This is a genomic window from Crenothrix sp. (assembly GCF_043729335.1).
In the GTDB taxonomy this organism is placed as follows: Bacteria; Pseudomonadota; Gammaproteobacteria; order Methylococcales; family Methylomonadaceae; genus Crenothrix.
Genome location: NZ_JAYTLQ010000060.1, coordinates 112,023 through 130,057 on the forward strand (window position 1 = coordinate 112,023; position 18,035 = coordinate 130,057).

Here is an 18,035-nt window from a genome sequence, read left to right on the forward strand (position 1 = left end):
TAGGTTTGAGCATGAAAATCAGGTGTTTTTTTGCAATGTTGCTACTTACACCGGTTGGTTACAGCACAGAAAATACCGGAAAAATTTGTGTGCATATTGCTGAGCGCGGCGCGGAAACTGTCATTATTGGATACCGCTAGCGCTGAGTTTGGCGAAGTGCAGTTCTTCTCAAATACTCCGCCCAGTACTGATTAAGAACTGCACGACAACATAGAGCATCCTGCCCGTTCTCTTGCCCAATCCGGGCGCTTGGCCGCAAAAGCTTCATGCTCTGGTTGTTCATCATAGGGCTTGCGCAACAGTTCTAGCAGTTCATTAACCATAGAAAATTCGCCTTGTTCCGCTTTATCAATAGCCAACTGAGCTAAATAATTTCGTAGCACATATTTCGGATTGACGGCATGCATGGCTATTTTACGGTCATCATCATTAAATGGATTATCCCGCGCCCGTTGTATGTACCGGCGTAGCCAATCGCCCATATGCGCTATGTATGCGGAACTTAGTTGCTCGGGGGCATAGTAGCTAGAAAAAAGGGGCGCTAATAACTCATTGTCGGTTTTATTCAAAAAATCGGTATCAGTTTTAAGGTAAGCAAGCTGACGAAAAAATATAGTCATGTCGGTTTCATTCTGCTCTAAAAGCTTAAGCAGATCGGCACTGAGGTCATCATCAGTTTCGGCTTGGTAGTTCGGCAAACCTAATTTAGCAGCCATCATCGCTTGCCAGCCTTTTTCAAATGCCTTCACGTAAGCGTTTAAGGCATCTTGCAGCGGTTCTATGGCTTCAATTAGCGGATAGATGGCATTCGCCAATTGGGTAAGATTCCAGAAAGCGATTTGTGGCTGATGGCCATAGCGATAACGATGATCTCGGGCATCGGTGGTGTTTGGCGTCCAGTTGGGATCATAGTTTTCCAGCCATCCATACGGGCCATAATCGATGGTCAATCCCAATATTGACATATTATCGGTGTTCATAACGCCATGTACAAAACCCACGCGTTGCCAATGCACAATCATCTCAGCAGTTTTAATACAAATCTCACTAAACCACTGGCTATAAACGTCTGGTGCGCTAGTATCTAAATGTGGAAAATCGGTACGGATGGTGTAATCGGCCAGTTGTTTTAACAGGCTAATATCTTGCCTGGCAGTGCAGAGCTGGAAATGCCCAAAACGGGTAAACGAGGGCGCAACACGACACACGACCGCACCAGGCTCCGTTTTCGGATTGCCGTTATAGAACATATCGCGCAGCACTGATTCACCGGTTAACGTTAGGCTCAATGCGCGGGTAGTGGGTACGCCTAAATGGTACATGGCTTCGCTACACAAAAACTCACGTATTGAAGATCGCAATACCGCTAAGCCGTCGGCAGTGCGGGAATACGGCGTGGGGCCTGCGCCTTTGAGTTGCAGCGCCCAGCGCTCACCGCGTTGATTAATAATTTCGCCTAAATTAATAGCGCGACCATCACCCAGTTGTCCTGCCCAATTACCAAATTGATGGCCGCCGTAGCAAGTGGCGTAAGATTCCATGCCTGAAATAAGTTGGTTGCCGGCAAAGACTTGTGCGAAAAGCTCGGATTTGCAAGCTTCATCGGATAAATCCAGTAACTCAGCGACTTCTCGGCTATAAGCAATATTCTGTGGTCTGGTAACTGGGGTAGGCACAACGCGAGAGTAGCAAGCCCCCACAACTTGGCGGCGCGTGTTGGTAATTTCTGGATCAGCGGGTAATTCGCGGATAAAGCGATTATCAAAATGTAACTGATTTAGATCAAATAATTTTTGCGTGGAACTCATACATGTGGGTAATGTCCTTAAAACTAGAAATAGTTTAAATTGTATAGGGCTGTAGTGGTAATGATTCATTTGATTGCCCTCATTCCAACCTCCTCCCTCAGAGAAAGGGAGCACAGTGTTTTATTGCTCGATTATCCATAACAATATACCAGCTTGTTTTTAGTTGTCTTGCTTTAAATATCTTTTATTTTATGCATCATAAAATTTTAGTTTGATGGCTTATAACAAGATTACTTTACCATGGATTTAAATAGGACTAAAATAGTCCACATTAATCAGAGGTAGGGCATGTTACGCATCAGTAAGTTAACGGACTATGCCATTGTTATGTTAAGTGCTATGGCTAAAGATAAGGCGGAAATACACGCAGCAATGGAGATTGCGACCACAACCGGCATTGCGTTGCCGACGGTCAGCAAAATACTGAAGTTGTTGCTGAATGGCAAGGTGTTGGTGTCCACACGCGGTGCCAAAGGCGGCTATGTGTTGGCTAGGGAACCCGTCAGCATCACGGTTGCCGATGTGATCGCCGCGATGGAAGGGCCTATAGCTCTGACCGAATGCAGTATATCCCATGAGGGTTGTGAGCAATCTTCTGGGTGCGAGATTCGCGGTAACTGGAGCGTGATTAACCAGACCATCCAAAAAGCCCTGGAGTCCGTATCTTTAGCGGATATGACCCGAACTGCCGTACTGCCCGAAGAATTTCATATCCCCGTCGCCAGTTTATACCGAGAGCTGGGTCGATAATCCCGCCGTAAGCTTGATTATCCCCGCCACATTAGAGAGAGTTTTGTATGTCAGCCAGTACGCAAGAAATTAACAATCTGATCAACCAAGGTTACAAGCAGGGTTTTGTGACGGAACTGGAAACCGATACTTTTCCGGTCGGCCTGGATGAAGCGGTGATTCATAAGTTGTCTAAAGTCAAAAACGAGCCGGAGTTTATGCTGGAATACCGCCTGAAAGCGTTTCGGCATTGGCAGACCATGACCCCGCCTAAGTGGCAGTTTCTCAAGATTGAGCCGATTGATTATCAGGCGATCAGCTATTATTCTGCGCCCAAACGTAAGGAAGACGGCCCGAAAAGTTTGGATGAAATCGACCCGCAAGTCTTGGAAGCCTACAAAAAGCTCGGCATTCCGTTGGATGAGCAGGAGCGTTTGGCGGGTGTGGCGGTGGATGCGGTGTTTGACAGCGTGTCAGTGGCGACCACGTTTAAGGGTAAGCTGAAAGATGTCGGGGTTATTTTCTGCCCGATTTCCGAGGCCTTGCGTGACCATCCCGAATTGATCAAACAGTATCTTGGCTCGGTTGTGCCGCATACCGACAATTATTTTGCCGCCTTGAATGCGGCGGTGTTTACCGACGGCTCGTTTGTGTATATCCCCAAAGGCGTGCGCTGCCCGATGGAATTGTCCACCTATTTCCGCATCAATGCTGCCAACACCGGACAGTTTGAACGTACTTTGATTATTGCCGATGAAGGCAGTCATGTGTCGTATCTTGAAGGCTGTACTGCACCGATGCGCGATGAAAATCAGCTGCATGCGGCGGTGGTGGAATTAATCGCGCTGAAAGATGCGACCATTAAATATTCCACCGTGCAAAATTGGTATCCCGGCGACAAGAACGGTTTGGGCGGTATTTACAATTTTGTCACCAAGCGAGCGGATTGCCGTGGCGATAATTCCAAGGTGTCATGGACGCAGGTGGAAACCGGTTCGGCGATTACCTGGAAATACCCCAGCTGTATTTTGACCGGTGATAATGCGATTGGTGAATTCTATTCTGTGGCGCTGACAAATAATTATCAGCAAGCCGATACCGGCACCAAGATGATCCATATCGGCAAAAATACCCGCAGTACGATTGTATCGAAGGGGATTTCGGCGGGTAAGGCACAGAATACTTATCGCGGTTTGGTGAAGGTATTAAAGAGTGCGGAGAATGCCCGTAATTATACCCAGTGTGATTCTTTGTTGGTGGGTGATAAATGTGGGGCGCACACTTTTCCGTATATTGAGGTCAGGCAGCCGTCGGCGCAGGTGGAGCATGAGGCGACCACCTCTAAAATCAGTGAAGATCAGTTGTTTTTTTGTCAGCAACGTGGCTTATCGGCGGAAGATGCGGTATCGATGATTGTGAATGGTTTTTGCAAGGAAGTGTTTAAGGAATTGCCGATGGAGTTTGCAGTTGAGGCGCAGGCGTTGTTGGGGTTGAGTTTGGAAGGGTCGGTTGGTTAAAAAAATGAGCAATGATTTTCCTGAAAACCCGAATCAAAAGAACGAAGATGATTCAAATGATAACGTAAATACAAAAGTAGTTGTAATCATCGTCGGCATAATAGTTTTAATTGTCGTTAGTTTTTATTTCTTTAAGTTTCATTATGGTTTATCAGATAAAAATGAAGTTTGGGGGACATTCGGCGATTATTTTGGTGGAATACTTAATCCTGTTATTGCCGCATTTGCATTTTATTTAATAGCTAAAACTTATGAGTTGCAAAAAAGGGAATTAGAAGAAACCAGAAAGCTTTTGAAAGTATCATCTGATGCACAAGAAAAACAGGTAAAAGTAGCAGCATTAACAGCATTGATGAGCGCAAATACAGCAATGATTAGTATATTTCAGGCTGAAAAGTTAAGGTCTATTGAAATACCTTTCGATATGTTAGATATTATTGATGATGTAAATAATAGGTTTTTATTCAAAAATATATATGATAAGAACAATGTTGAAGATTTTATAAATCATCAGATGAAAACTGATAAGTATAAGAAAAATAATAATGAGAGTGTAAAGGAAGCCATTCTTGCATCTGTTAACTTAAATCTTTACGTACTGGAACATGACAATTTTAAAAAACAATTAATCAATATTTTAAAAAATGCAGGTAGCTAAATCCACTAAAAACTATGATAAATTTCAGTATTGTAGGTTGGGCTGACGCAAGGAAGCCCAGAGAATTAAGAGGAAATACTAATGAATCCGCAACTTGTCAATGAAATAACCCAATTACCGCCGGAAGCTCAACGAAAAATAGCCGATTTTGCGGCATTCCTAACGGCTCGTTATAAAGCCGCGAATCAGCCATCACCAGCTATAACAATTAGGTGATAAAACGGTTGATCCAAATGAGTTGTACGGTCTTTGGAAAGGCGAGCCGAGAACTTTAGAAGAGATTAGAAAATCAGCTTGGCAGCGTTCGGAAACAGAATAACTATCTTACATGCGATACCACCTTTTTATCTATGTCTAATATTTAATTTACACCGTTTTAAGCAATTACAAAACAATTGGAAATTACATGCTCAGTATTAAAAATTTAACCGTCAACGTTGGCGACAAACAAATTCTTAAAGGTATCAACCTTGAAATCAAAGCTGGCGAAATCCATGCCATCATGGGGCCGAATGGTTCCGGTAAAAGCACCTTGTCGCACGTCTTGTCAGGTAAGGCCGGTTACGAAGTGACCGGTGGTTCAGTAACTTACCAAGGCAAAGATTTGCTGGACATGCCCCCCGAAATCCGCGCCCGTGAAGGCGTATTCCTGGCCTTCCAGTATCCGGTGGAAATCCCCGGTGTCAGCAATATTTATTTGTTGAAAGCAGCGTTAAATGCCGTCCGTAAGCATCATGGCTTGTCGGAAGTGGATGCGATGGATTTTCTGACCTTGGTCAAGCACAAGGTAAAGCTGCTGGAGATGAACGAGAAATTCCTCTATCGTGCCGTTAACGAAGGTTTTTCCGGTGGCGAAAAAAAGCGTAATGAAATCCTGCAAATGGCCATTTTGGAACCCAAGTTATGCATATTGGATGAAACCGATTCCGGTCTGGATATTGATGCTTTGAAAGTGGTCGCCGATGGTGTCAACTCACTGCGCTCCAACGACCGTGGCTTTTTGATGATTACCCATTACCAACGCCTGCTCGATTATATCAAGCCGGATTATGTGCATGTGCTGGCCAACGGCAGGATTGTTAAGTCCGGTGGCCCCGAATTGGCCTTGGAACTGGAAGAAAAAGGTTACAGTTGGCTAGAAGGCCAGGTGGCAGCGTAATGAATGCAGTAACTACCAGCCGTTATGTGGCCGAATATGACACGCTAGCACCGACTTTGCCAGGGCAATCCTTGTCGTGGTTGCAGCAGTTAAGAAAAGATGCCTTGGCCAAATTTTCTGCAAACGGCTTCCCCTCTCCACGCGAAGAAGAATGGCGTTATACCAATGTTTCTGTACTGGAAAAAAAGTTATTTGCGCCATCGCTAAACCCATCAATCAGTCAAACCGATACTGAAGCACTAAAAGCGCAGCAACTGGATGATGCTTGGTCAATTGTACTGATTAATGGCCATTTTTCCGCACAGCATTCACGGCTTGATAGATTACCTGCTGGCGTCACCGTTACCAGCATGGCGGTTGCGTTGGGAGAAACACAAAAGCTTGCGTCTCTGCTTGAAACCCATTTGGGTCAGGTGGTAAAAAATAACGAACACAGTCTGGTTGCCTTCAATACTGCCTGGTTTACCGATGGCGTGTTAGTGCATGTGCCAGCCAAACAGATTTTAGCTAAGCCTATACAGATAGTGCATATTGTCACTGAAACTGATGCGATGGCGACTATGCGCAATCTCATTATTGTAGATGGCATGGCAGAAGCGCAAGTTATAGAGACATTTGTCGGTACAGACAACGCGTATTTAACCTCAGCGGTGACTGAAGTGTTTGTTGGCTCAAATGCCCATTTAACGCTGACTAAAATGCAGGTCGAATCTGAAAAAGCCTATCATTTTGGCGGTACGTATATTAAGCAAGCCAAAGATGCCCGTTTTACCCACCATAACTTTGCCTTTGGTGGCTTATTGGCACGTAGCGATATTCATACCGATTTGGATCAAGCCTCCGAGTGCGAGTTGAACGGTTTGTATCTGGGCATAAAACGCCAGCATATTGATAACCACACCCGCATCAATCACTTAAAGCCTTATGCAATTAGTCGGGAAATGTATAAAGGCGTGTTAGATGACCGCGCAAAAGGTGTGTTTCAAGGTCGAGTGATTGTGGCTGAAGACGCGCAAAAAACTGATTCGCAAATGAACAACCGAAACCTGTTGCTGTCAGATGATGCAGAAGCCGATACCAAGCCGCAACTGGAAATATACGCTGATGATGTCAAATGTGGACATGGGGTGACGGTTGGGCAGTTGGATGAGAAATCGATTTTCTATCTGCAATCGCGCAGTGTGGATGAAGAGACTGCCCGTAATATGCTGACTTTTGCTTTTGCTAATGAGATGGTCGATAAGATCAAGATCAAAAGCCTGCATGATAAGGTGTTGGAGCAAGTGTTGGTACGGTTTCCGCAGGAAGGGGTAGAGAAGGATTGGTTGTAGTTAGGTTCAGGGTACAAGGTTAAAGGTGAAATTTTTGTGCCTATAGAATATTTGCGACCTGAATGCTGAGGTTCGGCAATTGCGACAAGGTAATGACGTCGCCGCTGTAGAGCGTGGTTTTTTCGGCATACACTTCACCGTGTGGCTTGCGGTAAACCTCCAAACAGCTATCGTTTAGGTTTAGCAACCAGTATTCGGGGACATTATGCAATGCGTACAAGCGCAGCTTGTGGGTTTGGTCAAATTTGAACGAGCTGTCAGCGACTTCGATTAATAACAGGACATCATTGGCAACCGGATGACGCGAAGAATAATAATCGGCATTGGGCTTTAGCAGCATGAAATCAGGCTCTGGTTCAGACAAGTCGCCGAGTTGGAGCGGATTTTGCACGCTGGTAATAACCTCATCAGGAATTAATTTGGTTAACAATTTTACTAGGCGATTAATATGTCCAGCATGATTAAAGCCTATCGGTGCCATTTCTAAAATTTCTCCATCAATAAGTTCAATGTGGCTATTGGGGGGGAAAATATTAGCTTCGCCCATTCTTTGCCATTCATCAAGGTTGGTTAGGTGTTTGGTAGGATTAACAGTAGCCATAAGTGTAAGCAAATCTAATTAGAATCAATGGTAAATATAATGCGTTGCTCACGAATAAGCAACCTATCAAAAACACAATAATCAAACTATGACAACATTCCCTGTAGCAAAAATTCGTGCCGATTTTCCGATTTTAGCGGAAAAAATCCGTGGTAAAGACTTGGTCTATCTCGACAACGCCGCCAGCTGCCAAAAGCCCAATGCCGTTATCGATGCCATCAGCAACGTGTACAGACACGATTACGCCAATATCCATCGCGGTGTGCATACATTAAGTGTACGGGCGACCGACAAGTTTGAGGCGGCACGGGAAAAAGTACAGCGCTTTATCAACGCCGCAAGTAGCAAGGAAGTCATCTTTGTGCGCGGTGCAACCGAAGCCGTCAACCTGATTGCCCAAACCTATGGCAGGGCTAATATTAAAGCCGGTGATGAGATTGTCATTACCGCAATGGAACATCATTCCAATATTGTGCCTTGGCAAATGTTGTGCGAGCAAACCGGCGCAGTGCTGAAAGTCGCACCGATGAACCTGCAAGGCGAGCTGATCTACGAAGCTTTCGAAGCTTTATTGAATGACAAGACCAAGCTGGTGGCTGTCGTCCACATGTCCAATGCGTTGGGCACGGTTAATCCGGTCAAGCAGATGATTGATGCCGCCCACGCCAAAGGTATTCCGGTGATGCTGGATGGCGCACAGGCAATTCCACATATGGCCGTGGATGTGCAGGCGCTGGATTGCGATTTTTATGTGTTCTCTGGCCATAAGTTGTACGGGCCGTCTGGCATCGGTGTTATGTACGGCAAGCAGGCGTTGCTGGAAGCCATGCCGCCGTACCAAGGTGGTGGTGATATGATCAAGACCGTGACCTTTGAAAAAAGCCAGTATGCTGGTTTACCGCATAAGTTTGAGGCCGGTACGCCCAGTATTGCCGATGTGATCGGCTTGGGTGCGGCTATTGATTATCTGAATGATATCGGTATGGAGGCAATTGCGGCTTATGAAGCGGAATTACTGGCTTATGCCACCGAAAAGGCCGGCCAGATAAAAGGCCTTAGAATTATTGGTGAAGCAGCGGAAAAAGGAGCGATCTTATCTTTTGTGCTAGATCGGATTCATCCGCATGATATTGGTACGATGCTGGACAGCTTGGGGATTGCTATTAGGGCAGGGCATCATTGTGCTATGCCGGTCATGGATTTTTATAGCGTACCGGCGACGGCCAGAGCTTCGTTTGCCATGTATAATACTAGGCAAGAGATTGATGTGTTGACGGCGGGTATTGAAAATTTGATTGCGATGTTTGGCTAACGTAATGAGCTTAATACAATAAAGCATCACAGCGCTATTTAAAACTTAAAGAGAATTCCTAATGTTTGAAGACCTACGCGACCTCTACCAGGAAGTCATATTCGACCACAACCGTAACCCGCGCAATTTTCGCGTCATGGACAATGCTGACCGCAAGGTGGACGGCTTTAATCCCTTATGTGGCGACCGCCTGACGCTATTCTTAAAAATGGACGGCGATAAAATCACCGATGCCAGTTTTCAAGGTTCTGGCTGTGCCATCTCAACTGCATCGGTGTCCTTGATGACAGAGATTATTAAAGATAAAACCGAAGCTGAAGCGGATGCTTTGTTTAAGCTGTTCCACGAAATGACTACCGGAAAAGAAGAACATATCAATTTGGAAGCGGTGGGAAAACTAGCCGTTTTGGCCGGTGTACGCGAATATCCGGCACGGGTTAAATGTGCGACCTTGGCTTGGCACACCTTGGATGCGGCGTTAAAGAATGAAACGCAAGCCATCTCCACTGAATAAATGGGTGAGGGCTCACCGTATCAGGGTAAATTAGCGGTTTTGTACGAGGGTAACGGCGACTTGGCAGTTTTCCAGCAATTGGCAGGCCGTCTTGCTGTGCCATTAAAATACGCTGATGATCCTTTCAAGGCGGAAGATTTTTTCCTAACCTGGCGCGACAGTTGCCTAAAACTACTCGATAAAGAGCTGCTAAAAAAAGGCGGCTTAACCGTAGAGATTGAACCCCGCCCAGGCGAGCAACGTTCCTGGCCTGCACCTAAAGACGGTGCGTTGGCGCAAGCGGTGGGGCGAAAAACCAAAACCGTTATTGATGCGACAACAGGCTGGGGGCAAGATAGCCTGCATATTTTTCGCATGGGTTATAACGTGACGTGTATGGAGCGGTCGCCCATCATGGCAGAATTACTGACTGATGGCTTTATCCGCTTGGCGCAGCTGGATTGGATGCAACGCTTGCAATTACAGCCGCCACAGCTATTCACTGGTAATGCTATCGATTTGCTGGCAAATCTGGACAATGCGCCAGATTGCATCTATCTTGATCCCATGTTCCCCCCTAAACGCAAAAAATCCGCCTTGGCTAAAAAATCCATGACCGTATTGCGTGATTTATTGGGTGACGACCAAGACAAAGAACAATTGTTCGCGAGGGCGTTACAGGCAACTGGCAAACGGGTGGTGGTTAAAAGCCCCGACGATGCCGAAGCCTTAGGCGGTAAGCCGAATGAAAGTTATCATGGCAAATTATTACGTTATGATGTTTATTTTAAAGGGTGATTGATGTCTGATTGGGTAGATGCGGTGGCTGAAAATGCCTTGGCCAATGGCGAACATGTCGTTGTAGATGTTGACGGTACGGAAGTCGCTGTCTTTAAAGTTGATGGCGAATTTTATGCCATAGAAGATGTGTGTAGCCATGACAGGGCAGAGATTGCCAGTGGTGAACTGGAAGGTGATGTCATTGTGTGTCCAAGGCACGGCGCACGTTTTTGCGTCAAAACCGGCAAGGTATTGTGTGCCCCCGCTTACGAAGATATCGATTGCTTTCCGGTACGCATAGAAAAGGGTAAAGTGCAGGTTAGGGATGACCGTTGGGATTAATGCAGCCGAATTAAAGGATAATCGATCAGGGATATGAAATTACACGACGATAAACTCCGCGCCTTAGGCTTGGCGGTAATCCAGGTGGAAACCCAAGCGGTAGCGGCGCTGGCAGAGCGTATTAATGCTGAATTTGTCACTGCTTGCAAGTTGATGTTCAAGTGCTCAGGACGGGTGGTGGTGACCGGCATGGGCAAGTCTGGCCATATTGCTGGCAAAATTGCCGCTACCTTGGCCAGCACCGGCACACCGGCGTTTTTTGTGCATCCAGGCGAGGCCAGCCACGGCGATCTGGGCATGATAACTCAGCAGGATGTGGTGCTGGCGCTGTCCAATTCCGGCGAGACCGAAGAAATTGTCAAAATTCTGCCCATTATCAAACGCCTGGGTGTTCCCTTGATTGCTATGACCGGCAATCCGTTATCAACACTGGCTCAAGAAGCCACTGTGCATATCAATGTCAGTGTGGCGCAAGAAGCTTGTCCATTGGGGCTTGCGCCGACCTCCAGTACCACAGCTGCGTTAGTAATGGGTGATGCTCTAGCCGTCTCCTTGCTGGAAGCGCGTGGCTTTACCCGCGATGATTTTGCGCTGTCGCATCCTGGCGGCAGCCTGGGTAAGCGACTATTGCTCAGGGTTAGTGATATTATGCACGTTGGTCATCATATTCCAGTTGTGCCGGTGTCGGCGTTGATCAGTACCGCGTTGCTGGAAATGACCGAGAAAAAGCTGGGCATGACGGCGATTGTTGATACTGAACATCGAATGGTGGGTATCTTTACCGACGGTGACTTACGGCGTATGTTGGCAAAAAGCCTGGATATTCATCAAACCACGATTGCACAAGTGATGACTGCTGATTGTGCTGTTATCAGTGCGGATATTTTGGCGGCGGAAGCTATGCAGATTATGGAACGTAAAAAAATCAATGCGTTAATTGTTGTGGATGAAGAGCAACGCGCGGTAGGGGCGTTAAACATGCACGATTTAATTCGAGCAGGTATTATTTGATGATGACAATGGATGATTCGATAAAGGTGTCAGACAGCGTGCTTGAAAAAGCCAAACAACTGAAATTGCTGATTTTGGATGTAGACGGCGTATTAACCGATGGCCGCTTGTTTTTTGATAATCAAGGCAATGAATACAAATGCTTTCATGCACGCGATGGTCATGGCATTAAGCTGTTACGGCAAACTGGCGTGGAAGTCGCGGTGATTTCTGGCCGAAAATCCAACTCAGTCGCCTTACGCATGCAAAGTTTGGGTATTGAGCATGTCTACCAGGGTTTTGAAAATAAAATTGCCGCATTAGATGAAATTATTGAAAAAACAGGCATAATGCCGGAACAAATTGCCCACGTAGGTGATGATTTACTGGATTTGCCCATTATGAGCCGAGTAGGTCTGGCTATTGCGGTACATGACGCTAATTTTGCTGTTAGGCAACGGGCGGATTGGTGCACTACGTTGTCTGGCGGATTGGGTGCAGTGCGGGAAGTGTGTGATTTCATCATGCAGGCGCAAGGCCGTTTTGACGATGTGTTGAGCCAGTATTTGAAATGAGCTATTTGGAAGGCAGATACAATTATGTCATTGTCGCCGTCATTGCGTTGTTAAGTTGGTGGTTGGTTAAATTAACGATAATTGACTCCATCACTCCTCAGGAAGGAGTAATGCATAGCGCAGATTATTTCAGCAGCGGCTATACAAAATGGGAAATGGCCGAAACCGGCGAATTAAAAACCAAGTTATTGGCGGATAAGATGGTGCATTACAAGGACGATGGGACGATACATCTCGATAAGCCGGTGATGTCTTTCTATAATGCCAAAGCGCCGCCGTGGGTGATTCAATCAGAAACAGGTGTTGTTTCTGCCGATGGCAAAACAGTGTTTTTAAATGGCAAGGCAGTTGTTGACAGAGTCAAGGCCGAAGGTGTTACTCCCTTGACGATTAATACGTCGAATCTAAAAGTAAACCCAGAAATCAGTTATGCCGAAACAGCCGATTGGGCGGAGTTAATCAGCTTGCCGCAACGTACCACCGGTAAGGGCATGAAACTAAGTTATATTGAACCAATACGTGTGGAATTGCTCGCCAAAGTGCGGGGAAAATATGAGACAAAATAATAAGCTAGCCATTTTTTTCAGCATTATTTTATGTAATGGATTTTATGGTAATAATGTCAACGCCCTAGAAACTGATTCTGATCAACCCATAACGATTGACTCGAATACTGCGACCTATGATGACAAGACCGCGACCAGTATTTATACCGGCAATGTGATTTCCATACAGGGTAGTATTCACGTTAACTCTGATAAGTTGGTGGTTTATTTTAAGGATGGCGATGCCGAAAAGCTGGTATTTACCGGTAACCGGGCAAAGTTTAGACAAACCCCTAATGTGGGTAGTAAAGACATTACCGGTGAAGCTTTAACCGGCGAATATTATCCAAAGAAAAATCTATTGGTTTTAATTGATGAAGCCACTGTTTGGCAGGGTACTGGCGCTTATTCCAGTAAAATCATTGAATATGACAGCAAAAATGCCGTTGTTAAAGCCGGAGAAAAGTCATCTGATTCCAAGCGGGTACATGTTGTTTTGCAGCCCAAAGATAAAGATAAAACGCCAGATAAAGCTCAAGAGAAACCGGCTCCCTAAGTGACGACAAGACTTGCTGCAACACAATTAGTTAAGGCTTACAACAAGCGCAATGTTGTTGATGGCATTTCTTTGCAGATTGATACCGGCGAGGTGGTGGGCTTATTAGGTCCTAATGGTGCCGGAAAAACCACTGCTTTTTACATGCTGGTAGGACTAATTAAAGCAGATGCCGGTGAAATTTTGCTGAATGAGACTATAATTACTCATTATCCGATGCACATCAGGTCAGCTAATGGCATTGGTTATTTGCCGCAGGAACCTTCGGTATTTCGAAAACTAACGGTGGCCGATAATTTACGGGCGGTAATGCAAATTCGTTCTGATTTAAATGAGGGTCAGATTGAATTGGCAATTGAAGAGTTGCTGGAAGAATTTCATATTTCGCACTTACGACATCAGTTGGCATTGAGTTTATCCGGTGGTGAGCGACGGCGCGTTGAAATCGCCAGAGCCTTGGCAACGCATCCCCAGTTTATACTGCTGGATGAGCCTTTTGCCGGCGTTGATCCCATATCGGTAGAAGATATAAAAAAAATCATACAGCATCTGAAAGAACGCGGCATTGGTGTATTGATTACTGAGCATAATGTTAGAGAAACCTTGGCTATTTGCGATAGAGCCTATATCATCAACAATGGTAAAGTTATTGCTGAAGGTGGGGCTAGCGCCATTGTCGCTAACGAGGAAGTGCGCAAAGTGTACTTGGGTAATAACTTTAGTCTTTAAGTTGAAAGCGTTAAACATACTGATAACATAATGAAACAATCCCTACATCTACGCTTGGGTCAACAGCTGACCATGACGCCGCAACTCCAGCAGGCGATCAAATTGTTGCAGATGTCGACTTTGGATTTGCAGCAGGAAATTCAACAAGCACTTGATTCCAACATGATGTTGGAAATCGAAGAGGATGACAACACGTTTCAGATGGGAATGTCGGATCAGGTTAAAGCTGAGAATCCAGACACTCTGCTTACCGGTGAAGGTGGGCAAATGGATATTCCTGATGAGTTGCCAGTCGATTCTTCTTGGGAAGATACCTATGAGCAAGCTTTTGAAGCCGGCAATAATAATGCCGAAACTATTGAGTTTGAATCGCAGCGCAGTTGCGCAGCCACCTTACATGAACATTTGTTGTGGCAGTTAGCGCTAACACGGTTTTCAGAACGCGATCATGCTATTGCAATGGCTATTATTGATTCCATTGATAAAGATGGTTATTTAATGGCCTCTCCTGATGAAATTTATCAGGGTTTACAAAGCCAAATGGATGATATTGAGCTTGATGAAGTCAATGCTGTTTTGCACAGGATACAACAATTTGATCCTAACGGTGTGGCGGCACTTGATTTGAGCGATTGCTTGCGTTTGCAGCTATTGCAATGCTCCGATATAACGCCTTATAAAACGGAAGCATTGCTGGTTGTATCGCAATACTTGAATTTATTGGCCAGCCAAGATCGTACCAAATTGATGGCGGCTACCCGCTTGAATGAACGCCAGTTAAATGTCGTCGTGGCCTTGATCAGAAGCCTGGATCCTAAGCCGGGCGCCAAGATACATGAATCTGATTCTGAATATGTGATTCCGGATGTGTATGTTGTTAAGCACCAAGGTGTTTGGCAGGTAAGCCTTAATCCTGAAATAGCCCCTAAGCTGCGGGTTAATCCTTTCTATTCCACCCTCATTAAACGAGCCGATAACAGTAAAGACAATACGTGTATGAAAGACCATTTGCAAGAAGCACGGTGGTTTATTAAAAGTTTACACAGCCGTAACGATACGCTGCTGCGTGTTGCTCGTAGCATTGTGGCAAGGCAGCAGGATTTTCTTGAAAACGGTTCCATCGCCATGAAACCGATGGTATTGAAAGTGATTGCTGATGAGTTGGCACTGCATGAATCGACAATTTCCAGAGTAACGACACAAAAATTCATGCATACCCCAAATGGTATAGTAGAATTTAAATACTTTTTCTCCAGTCATGTTTCAACTGAAGAAGGGGGAGAGTGCTCATCTACAGCTATTAGGGCTATTATTAAGGAGCTAGTGAGCAACGAAAGTCCAGTAAAGCCCTTAAGCGATGATAAGATGGCGAAATTATTACAAGAAAAAGGCATTAACGTGGCTAGGAGAACGATTGCAAAATATCGCGAGGCGATGTTAATTGCTCCATCCAACGAGAGAAAGCGTATTTTGTAGTCTTAAATGCGTCTCAATTCATTAATATAAAGGAGAATATTCCATGCAAGTTAGCATTACAGGCCATCATCTTGAAGTAACCGAATCTTTGAAAGTTTATGTTGACGGGAAATTTGAAAAATTAGCGCGTCATTTCGATAATGTTACTGATGTGCATGTTATCTTGAGTGTAGAAAAGTTGGTTCAAAAAGCAGAGGCTACTCTGCAACTTAGCGGCGCTAAAATATTTGCCGAAGATCACCAAGAAGATATGTACGCCGCTATTGATGAAATGGTGGATAAATTAGATCGTCAGATTACCCGGCATAAAGAAAAAACCGGAAGTCATCGTTAATATTCTTAAATAGTGCAGGGCTCAAGATGCTTAGTGTCTTGAGCCCTCTTCAAAAAAATATGAAGCTCTTAATTGTTAGTGGTCTTTCCGGGTCAGGTAAAAGTATTGCTTTAGATACTTTAGAAGACTGTGGCTATTACTGCATTGATAATTTACCGGTGTTATTGCTGGAAGATTTTATCAACGATGTCATGTTGGCAGACAGCAAGACTTATGCGAAAACGGCTATTGGTATTGATGCCAGGAATCAAAGCGCTAGTTTGGCCAATTTTTCCGACTGCTTAAACTTGATACGCAGCAAAGGTATCCACTGCGAAATTATTTTCATGCAGGCTGATGAGTATGCGCTTTTAAAGCGATACAGTGAAACACGGCGAAAGCATCCGCTCACAGATGCCAAAATACCGTTAACAGAAGCGATAAAAATTGAAAAAGAGATGCTGAGTCCTGTTTCTAGGCATGCCAGTGTCGTGATTGATACCAGTCGTACCCACTATCACCAATTACGTGAACTGATCCGAGAACAGATTGGTGAGCGCAATATTCAACATATTTCTTTGCAGTTCCAATCGTTTGGTTTTAAGAATGGTGTGCCGTTAGATGCGGATTTTGTGTTTGATGCACGCAGTTTACCTAATCCGTATTGGATTCCTGAGTTGCGCATGTTTTCAGGAAAAGATCAGCCCGTTATCGATTTTCTTAAAGATCAGACGCTGGTAGAAGAGCTGCTTAAAGATATCAGCTCTTTCCTGTCACGTTGGATTCCCCGCTTTGAAATGGAAGGGCGAAGCTACCTTACTGTCGCCATAGGCTGTACGGGAGGGCAGCATCGCTCTGTTTATCTGGTAGAGAGTTTGGTCGAACAGTTTAAGAACTCATCGTCCAATGTGATTGTGCGGCACAGAGACGTCCATTAGCTTATACCCAGAGAAATGGGGTGCGGGAGCTTTTTAAAGTTTTCCTGGCCTTGAGTTTTAAATCCTTTGACAAAGATTGCTTGAAGCAAAATTTAAGATTTTTTGCCGCCATCTTCCGGTAACATGATATTAAGTTCTAAAGTTTCCTGGTGCTCATCCTGCTCAAAGTTGATAAAAATGGCATCCTGACTTACATTGGTATATTTACGGATAACATTCAGTAGTTCGTCTTGCAACTCAGGAAGATAAGAAGGTTGATGTTTTGATGTACGCTCATGGGCGACCAAAATTTGCAGCCTCTCCTTGGCTAGAGATGCTGAACTGGTCTTAGACGTTTTAAAATAATCCAGCAAACTCATTATTTACCTCCGAAAAGCTTTCCAAAAAATCCTTTTTTATCTTCGATAAATCGATGCGGCTTTTCTTCGCCCAAATAACGCGCAACTATATCGGCGTAGGCTTGTCCTGCGTCACTTTTCTCATCAAGAATAATGGGTATGCCCGCATTTGAGGCATTTAAAACTGATTTCGATTCCGGAATAACACCGAGCAGATGTAAAGACAAAATTTCCTGAACATCATCTACGCTCAACATTTCGCCTAATTTGACTCTTTCAGGGGAGTAGCGGGACAACAACAGATATTCTTTTATGGGTTCAAGGTTTTGTTCGGCACGACGGGATTTGCTAGACATTAATCCCAGCATACGGTCTGAGTCTCGTACTGAAGAAACTTCAGGGTTGGTAACCACAAACGCGTCATCAGCAAAATACATCGCCAAATGAGCACCTTTTTCAATGCCGGCTGGCGAGTCACAAACGATATATTTGAAAGTTTTGGATAATTCATCTAAAACTTTTTCGACGCCTTCTTTGCTGAGCGCATCTTTGTCGCGTGTTTGTGACGCAGGCAAGATATAAAGTTGGCCACAGTTTTTGTCTTTAATTAAAGCTTGGTTAAGGGTCGCTTCCCCGTTGACGACATTGATAAAGTCATAGACAACACGGCGCTCGCAGCCCATGATTAAGTCTAGGTTACGCAAGCCCACATCAAAATCGATGACGGCAGTTTTGTGGCCTTTTTTGGCTAAGCCCATGGCGATTGCTGCACTGGTGGTAGTTTTACCTACACCGCCTTTGCCTGATGTTACTACTATAATTCTTGCCAACGGGTGTTCCTCCAA

General features: G+C 44.9%; 23 protein-coding genes. 19 read left to right on the plus strand and 4 right to left on the minus strand.

Annotated elements, in window-relative coordinates:
* The first annotated feature begins 11 nt into the window (after nt 1-11).
* Nucleotides 12-140, plus strand: coding sequence for a hypothetical protein (locus tag ACHZC4_RS14980; RefSeq protein WP_394754676.1), 129 nt, complete (start codon nt 12-14; stop codon nt 138-140).
* 51 nt (nt 141-191) lie between these two features.
* Here the strand turns inward: ACHZC4_RS14980 and ACHZC4_RS14985 are convergent, their stop codons facing one another.
* Nucleotides 192-1,808, minus strand: coding sequence for a YdiU family protein (locus tag ACHZC4_RS14985; RefSeq protein ID WP_394754677.1), 1,617 nt, complete (start codon nt 1,806-1,808; stop codon nt 192-194).
* 288 nt (nt 1,809-2,096) lie between these two features.
* On the opposite strand from ACHZC4_RS14985, the gene ACHZC4_RS14990 reads away from it, so the two are divergent.
* The 6 genes from ACHZC4_RS14990 (at nt 2,097) to sufD (ending at nt 7,202) form a co-directional block, all read left to right on the plus strand.
* Entirely contained in the window at nt 2,097-2,558 is a 462-nt protein-coding gene (locus tag ACHZC4_RS14990) for an SUF system Fe-S cluster assembly regulator (RefSeq protein ID WP_394754678.1), read from the plus strand.
* A 47-nt stretch (nt 2,559-2,605) separates the two neighbouring features.
* Nucleotides 2,606-4,054 carry a Fe-S cluster assembly protein SufB gene (gene sufB, locus ACHZC4_RS14995; protein ID WP_394754679.1) on the plus strand — a complete coding sequence of 483 codons (1,449 nt, stop codon included), beginning with the start codon at nt 2,606-2,608 and terminating at the stop codon, nt 4,052-4,054.
* 4 nt (nt 4,055-4,058) lie between these two features.
* On the plus strand, nt 4,059-4,712 hold the full coding sequence (locus tag ACHZC4_RS15000; RefSeq protein ID WP_394754680.1) for a hypothetical protein: 654 nt from the start codon (nt 4,059-4,061) through the stop codon (nt 4,710-4,712).
* 81 nt (nt 4,713-4,793) lie between these two features.
* Nucleotides 4,794-4,928, plus strand: coding sequence for a DUF2281 domain-containing protein (locus ACHZC4_RS15005; RefSeq protein WP_394754681.1), 135 nt, complete (start codon nt 4,794-4,796; stop codon nt 4,926-4,928).
* 190 nt (nt 4,929-5,118) lie between these two features.
* Nucleotides 5,119-5,871, plus strand: a complete 753-nt coding sequence (gene sufC / locus ACHZC4_RS15010; RefSeq protein WP_394754683.1) for a Fe-S cluster assembly ATPase SufC — start codon at nt 5,119-5,121, stop codon at nt 5,869-5,871.
* Nucleotides 5,871-7,202, plus strand: a complete 1,332-nt coding sequence (sufD, locus tag ACHZC4_RS15015; protein WP_394754684.1) for a Fe-S cluster assembly protein SufD — start codon at nt 5,871-5,873, stop codon at nt 7,200-7,202. Before sufC ends, sufD begins: the two co-directional genes overlap by 1 nt.
* Before the next feature lie 40 nt (nt 7,203-7,242).
* Here sufD and ACHZC4_RS15020 read toward each other — a convergent pair whose 3' ends face one another.
* The gene (locus ACHZC4_RS15020) at nt 7,243-7,803 is read right to left on the minus strand and encodes a Uma2 family endonuclease (protein WP_394754685.1); all 561 of its coding nucleotides are present in this window, start codon (nt 7,801-7,803) and stop codon (nt 7,243-7,245) included.
* Between the two features lie 88 nt (nt 7,804-7,891).
* On the opposite strand from ACHZC4_RS15020, the gene ACHZC4_RS15025 reads away from it, so the two are divergent.
* The 12 genes from ACHZC4_RS15025 (at nt 7,892) to rapZ (ending at nt 16,852) form a co-directional block, all read left to right on the plus strand.
* Nucleotides 7,892-9,115, plus strand: coding sequence for a SufS family cysteine desulfurase (locus tag ACHZC4_RS15025; RefSeq protein ID WP_394754686.1), 1,224 nt, complete (start codon nt 7,892-7,894; stop codon nt 9,113-9,115).
* A gap of 61 nt (nt 9,116-9,176) precedes the next feature.
* A complete protein-coding gene (gene sufU / locus ACHZC4_RS15030) occupies nt 9,177-9,629 on the plus strand; it encodes a Fe-S cluster assembly sulfur transfer protein SufU (RefSeq protein WP_394754687.1) in 453 nt (150 codons plus the stop codon).
* The gene (locus ACHZC4_RS15035; RefSeq protein ID WP_394754688.1) at nt 9,630-10,406 is read left to right on the plus strand and encodes a class I SAM-dependent methyltransferase; all 777 of its coding nucleotides are present in this window, start codon (nt 9,630-9,632) and stop codon (nt 10,404-10,406) included.
* Nucleotides 10,407-10,409: 3 nt separating this feature from the next.
* Nucleotides 10,410-10,730 (plus strand): non-heme iron oxygenase ferredoxin subunit, encoded by a 321-nt coding sequence (locus ACHZC4_RS15040; protein WP_394754689.1) that lies wholly within the window; start codon nt 10,410-10,412, stop codon nt 10,728-10,730.
* Nucleotides 10,731-10,763: 33 nt separating this feature from the next.
* Nucleotides 10,764-11,741 carry a KpsF/GutQ family sugar-phosphate isomerase gene (locus ACHZC4_RS15045; RefSeq protein ID WP_394754690.1) on the plus strand — a complete coding sequence of 326 codons (978 nt, stop codon included), beginning with the start codon at nt 10,764-10,766 and terminating at the stop codon, nt 11,739-11,741.
* A complete protein-coding gene (gene kdsC / locus ACHZC4_RS15050; protein ID WP_394754691.1) occupies nt 11,741-12,295 on the plus strand; it encodes a 3-deoxy-manno-octulosonate-8-phosphatase KdsC in 555 nt (184 codons plus the stop codon). Before ACHZC4_RS15045 ends, kdsC begins: the two co-directional genes overlap by 1 nt.
* Nucleotides 12,292-12,861 (plus strand): LPS export ABC transporter periplasmic protein LptC, encoded by a 570-nt coding sequence (gene lptC / locus ACHZC4_RS15055; protein WP_394754692.1) that lies wholly within the window; start codon nt 12,292-12,294, stop codon nt 12,859-12,861. Before kdsC ends, lptC begins: the two co-directional genes overlap by 4 nt.
* Nucleotides 12,848-13,396, plus strand: a complete 549-nt coding sequence (lptA, locus tag ACHZC4_RS15060; protein ID WP_394754693.1) for a lipopolysaccharide transport periplasmic protein LptA — start codon at nt 12,848-12,850, stop codon at nt 13,394-13,396. Before lptC ends, lptA begins: the two co-directional genes overlap by 14 nt.
* A complete protein-coding gene (gene lptB, locus ACHZC4_RS15065; RefSeq protein WP_394754694.1) occupies nt 13,397-14,125 on the plus strand; it encodes an LPS export ABC transporter ATP-binding protein in 729 nt (242 codons plus the stop codon).
* A gap of 30 nt (nt 14,126-14,155) precedes the next feature.
* Nucleotides 14,156-15,601 carry an RNA polymerase factor sigma-54 gene (locus tag ACHZC4_RS15070; protein WP_394754695.1) on the plus strand — a complete coding sequence of 482 codons (1,446 nt, stop codon included), beginning with the start codon at nt 14,156-14,158 and terminating at the stop codon, nt 15,599-15,601.
* 43 nt (nt 15,602-15,644) lie between these two features.
* On the plus strand, nt 15,645-15,935 hold the full coding sequence (gene hpf, locus ACHZC4_RS15075) for a ribosome hibernation-promoting factor, HPF/YfiA family (protein ID WP_087147193.1): 291 nt from the start codon (nt 15,645-15,647) through the stop codon (nt 15,933-15,935).
* Nucleotides 15,936-15,994: 59 nt separating this feature from the next.
* Nucleotides 15,995-16,852 carry an RNase adapter RapZ gene (rapZ, locus tag ACHZC4_RS15080; protein ID WP_394754696.1) on the plus strand — a complete coding sequence of 286 codons (858 nt, stop codon included), beginning with the start codon at nt 15,995-15,997 and terminating at the stop codon, nt 16,850-16,852.
* A gap of 92 nt (nt 16,853-16,944) precedes the next feature.
* Here rapZ and minE read toward each other — a convergent pair whose 3' ends face one another.
* Both minE and minD read right to left on the minus strand, forming a co-directional pair.
* The gene (gene minE, locus ACHZC4_RS15085) at nt 16,945-17,211 is read right to left on the minus strand and encodes a cell division topological specificity factor MinE (RefSeq protein ID WP_394754697.1); all 267 of its coding nucleotides are present in this window, start codon (nt 17,209-17,211) and stop codon (nt 16,945-16,947) included.
* Complete coding sequence (gene minD, locus ACHZC4_RS15090) at nt 17,211-18,020, minus strand: septum site-determining protein MinD (protein ID WP_394754698.1); 810 nt, start codon at nt 18,018-18,020, stop codon at nt 17,211-17,213. Before minD ends, minE begins: the two co-directional genes overlap by 1 nt.
* Nucleotides 18,021-18,035: the final 15 nt, after the last annotated feature.